Raw genomic sequence first — 2684 nt, 5'->3', positions numbered from 1 at the left:
AAAGTAAACGGAGAACACAGCCTGATTATGCTGGTGTATAACATCAAACGCAGTATCAATATCATGGGCATTCCCGATCTTATTGCCAAGCTCAAAAAATGGAATTCACCCTACAAGGCAAAAGTTTTGTTTTGTCTAAAAACGGAGTATTTAAAGCTAACTAATGCCCTTGATTATTATCTAATGAAATTAGTAGCCTAAAAAAAGAGCCTTCTTAAAAAGGCGTTATTTCAATTGCAAAACAGGAAAATTGAAGGTTTTTAATAGAAAAAGGAGGTTTTTTCACAGCCTGACGTTCCGCCGCTTCTCGTCAGTTGCGAAGTTCGGAACTTTTTATTTTCTGTTAAAGTTAAAAATTCTTGCGAAACGTAAACGTGAACTTACAACAAACTTCGCAATTGCGAGAAACGGCTGTTAGCAACAGTTATTTTACTTCGTCCAAGGTTCTTTATCTTTAGCATTCATAATTGTTTGTCCATCATAAATGCTTAATCCTTGCCAACTTCCAAACCAAACTTGTCCTTTGTTATCTTGGAGAATACTTTGTGTTACATTGGAGGTCAACCCATCTTTCGTTGTGAATTGGGTGAAATTTGTTCCATCGAAACGATACACGCCATAACCTTCTGCCGTAAACCATATATTACCTTTGCTATCTTCACAAAAATTATAAGTTTCTACACCTTCAATAATTCCATCCTTTGTGAAGTTGTTGTATGTTTTACCATCAAATTTGCTCACACCGCCATTAAAAGTTCCAATCCAAATGTTTCCTTGCTTGTCTTCTAAAATATCTGCGACATTATTGTCGGTAAGTCCATTTTTAGATGTTAAATGAATGAATTCGCCACTTTTGTATTTGAAAATTCCATTTCCATCGGTAGCAAACCACATCGTTCCATTTCTATCTTCCAAAAATTTAAAAACCAATTTATCAGAAAGCATAGGTTTTGGATTTTCGACCTTTTTGGCTGGCAATAAAAATGGTGTAAACTTTTTGCCGTCAAAATGACTAACCCCGCCAATCGAACCAACCCAAATGAGTCCGCTTTTGTCAATTGTCAGTCCCCAAATTTCATCATCTTGCAGGCCATCTTTTTCTGAGTATGTAGTAAATTTTTTACCATCGTATTTTATGAGTCCATTGTCAGTCCCAAACCATAAAAATCCTGCTTTATCTTCAACAATTTCTCTTACAACATTAAATTGGCGAAGTCCTTCGATTGAAATTTTTTCAAGTGTTTTACCATCGTAGCGTATAATCCCATTTCCATTTGTTCCAAACCAAAAGTTTCCTTTTTTGTCTTGATACATTGTCCTTACAAACTCTCTTACCATTCCATTTAAGTTAGTGTGAATTTGTGGAAAGGTCGTGCTTTGATTTAAAATGAGTGGTTGGATGTTGGCTTCATTTTCTATTGTATCATTAACAGATTTTTCTTTCACTTGTCCCGTGCAAGATGAGAATTGAAGTGTCAAAAGAACCAAAATTAGATTTCTTGCTATGAATACTTTCTTACTTTCAATGGTTGTCATATTGTTGGTTTTATAATTGTTGCTAACGTTTAGCCACTTTGAGATGGCTGGAAGTTCGTAACCTTTCAGTTTTCGGCTTAACGAAAACTTGATGCGAAACGGTAATCCCACTAAATTCCAGCTAGCTCAAAATAGCTGTTGGCAGTAGTACTTTTACGATTGCCAAGTACGCTCTATTTTTTTAATTTTCCATTTATTGTTTATCTTCTTAATAATAATTAGATATCCAATTCCGCATCTTGGTTCACAAAGATAATTTCCACACAAAATTCCGATTTGTTTTCTTTCATCAAAAATTATTTTAGAAAATGCAATTCCTCCAGAAAATTTAAAAGTTCCGTCATTATTTAGAATATTTGCACCTATAGGAAATTCAGATAAATATTTAAATCTAAATTTCTTATTATTTTTAAATTGCTCTAAATCAATTTTAGATTCGGTAGAATTACTAGTTGTGTCAATTTGTAATTTCAATGTTTTAAAATATGACTCTATACTTTTATATTCATATTCTGATGGCCTGTATATTTTTTCGCTAACACCAAATAGTAATTTAGATGTATCTTTTTTTCTTAATTCCTCATCATTATTATACTTGATGATTTCAATTTTATATTCTGTTGAATCTACTCCAATTTTATTACCTTTTTGGTCATAAATTATATCCGGATTTGGAGGAAACGTTAGATAAATTCTAGGGTCTTTGTGAATTGAATCCACCATTTCCACAAATAAATTGTTTATGATTTCTTTCTCAATTTCTAAACTAGAATTTCTCTTTTCACAACTAAGAATTGCAAATGAAATTATTATCGTGAATATTATTTTTAGTTTTCTCATAGTATTACTGCCAACGTCAGTCTGTGAAAAAACCTCTGTTGTATTATGATCAAATATAACAAAATACTTGTATAAAAAGAAGATTTTTCGTATTTTTAAGAATGCAACATATCACAGGTATTTCCCGTCAGCAAATGCGTTTTTCAAGTTTAGAAGACACTATAAGTCCCGATAACCAGGTGCGATTTATAGATGCCTTTGTCGAATATATTGACCTCTCTAAGCTCGATTTTGCTGTAAAAACGCTCAAGACCGAAGGTCGCCCGAGTTTCAATAGTAAAGTGTTTCTAAAGATTTATTTATATGGT

Annotated in this window: 3 protein-coding genes and 1 pseudogene; 2 read left to right on the top strand and 2 right to left on the bottom strand. The window is 32.6% G+C overall.

Going from position 1 to position 2684, the window contains the following annotated elements; genetic code table 11:
- Positions 1-201, top strand: a 201-nt coding sequence (locus E0F89_RS16930; protein WP_131910044.1) for a hypothetical protein, incomplete at its 5' end; no start/stop codon positions are given.
- A 228-nt stretch (positions 202-429) separates the two neighbouring features.
- On the opposite strand, the gene E0F89_RS16925 is transcribed toward E0F89_RS16930, so the two are convergent.
- Both E0F89_RS16925 and E0F89_RS16920 read right to left on the bottom strand, forming a co-directional pair.
- The gene (locus E0F89_RS16925; protein WP_131910891.1) at positions 430-1536 is read right to left on the bottom strand and encodes a ligand-binding sensor domain-containing protein; all 1107 of its coding nucleotides are present in this window, start codon (positions 1534-1536) and stop codon (positions 430-432) included.
- A gap of 153 nt (positions 1537-1689) precedes the next feature.
- Entirely contained in the window at positions 1690-2376 is a 687-nt protein-coding gene (locus E0F89_RS16920; protein ID WP_131910890.1) for a hypothetical protein, read from the bottom strand.
- Between the two features lie 101 nt (positions 2377-2477).
- Here E0F89_RS16920 and E0F89_RS16915 point away from each other — a divergent pair.
- Positions 2478-2684, top strand: a pseudogene (locus tag E0F89_RS16915) (IS1182 family transposase); the annotation flags it as partial.

Origin of the sequence: Flavobacterium caseinilyticum (assembly GCF_004349085.1) — a bacterium.
GTDB classification, from domain to species: Bacteria; Bacteroidota; Bacteroidia; order Flavobacteriales; family Flavobacteriaceae; genus Flavobacterium; species Flavobacterium caseinilyticum.
Note: the sequence above shows the minus strand (reverse complement) of the source record. Positions and strands in the feature narration are given on the sequence as shown.

What these genes read in the sequence shown, in the direction of transcription:
- E0F89_RS16920 (WP_131910890.1), bottom strand. Translation starts at nt 2,376, where the DNA reads ATGAGAAAACTAAAAATAATATTCACGATAATAATTTCATTTGCAATT.
- E0F89_RS16925 (WP_131910891.1), bottom strand. Translation starts at nt 1,536, where the DNA reads ATGACAACCATTGAAAGTAAGAAAGTATTCATAGCAAGAAATCTAATT.